Annotated in this window: 2 protein-coding genes; both read right to left on the minus strand. The window is 65.3% G+C overall.

What is annotated here, in order from left to right:
* The coding region (locus KWI83_RS37745) for a hypothetical protein (protein WP_218518882.1) at window positions 1-226 on the minus strand (226 nt) is incomplete at its 3' end.
* Window positions 223-1,038, minus strand: an 816-nt coding sequence (locus tag KWI83_RS37750) for a DUF1152 domain-containing protein (protein WP_218518883.1), incomplete at its 5' end; no start/stop codon positions are given. The genes KWI83_RS37750 and KWI83_RS37745, both read right to left, overlap by 4 nt.

Below are 1,038 nucleotides of genomic sequence, written 5' to 3' on the forward strand. Positions count from 1 at the left end.
CTGGCCGGTTGGCTGTTGCGCCTGTGATGCTGCGGGACTGTGCGGCGGCTCGTTGCAGGGCGGCCGCCAATTGCTCTGCGGCGTCGGCGGACAGCAAGATTTCTTGTGTCCACAGGATCGACAGCCTGATGCTGCCGTTCAGCAGATTCGTGGCAACGTCGACTTCCGTGCTGTTGCCTGTGCTGTCCTGCACGATCAGGTCCGGATCGCTCCTGAATGCACTCATGATGTAGGGCTCGTGCGGTCCCGGCTGGTAGCTGCGATGCTCCACAGTGGGGCCGCGTACTGCTCAGGTCGACCGTTGATGAGCAGCTGGCGCAGGGCCTCGCGCTGAGTGCCGTCGAGGCTCAATGCCTCGGTGAGTCGGCGGAACGTCGTGTGGGTGACTCCGCGGCTGCTTGCCTCAGCTTCGAACTGGTCGAGTTGGGACAGCACCGAATCGGCGTCCAGTTTCACCGGTCGCTGCTCCTTGAGCCACAGGGCCTTGTTGCGTTCGTAGTCGATCTCCGAGAAGCCGCAGACCTCGCGGCTCAGGGCCTCAACTTCATCCAAGGTGGCCGTCGTCATGATCGCGCGGGCCAACTGGTTGCGGCTCAGTGCCTCGTCCAGGTCGACTTCGTGGACCTTCGGGCCCTCGTCAGTGAGGGGGATGGGAAGTCCCGCATCCCTGACCTCGCATGTGCCCCGTACTCCTCGGGCCGTCGCCGCGAGCATCCCGGTTGCCTCGGAGGGGTGCCACTCCAGGACCGAGCTGACTGGCTCAACATCCCTGGCCGTGAGGGTGTGCACAACAGGGCCGAGCAGGCGGCGCATGTCGTCGAGTGGGAGTTCCCCGTCCAGGCCCGGCCCTGCGATCAACAGTCGGATAGGCGCGTTCACTTGGCAGCACGCTGCCAGAGTGAGGGCGTCCGCCAGTGGGCTCTTCAGGGTCGGCTCGTCGCCCCTTGCCAGTACGTCGCCGCCTACGTCCAGCAGATCGATCGCCTCGGGCTCCAAGTGGCTCACCAGCTCTTCGAGTTGGCGTGTGACGCCCTCGGC

Source organism: Streptomyces sp. TRM70350 (assembly GCF_019219825.1).
In the GTDB taxonomy this organism is placed as follows: Bacteria; Actinomycetota; Actinomycetes; order Streptomycetales; family Streptomycetaceae; genus Streptomyces.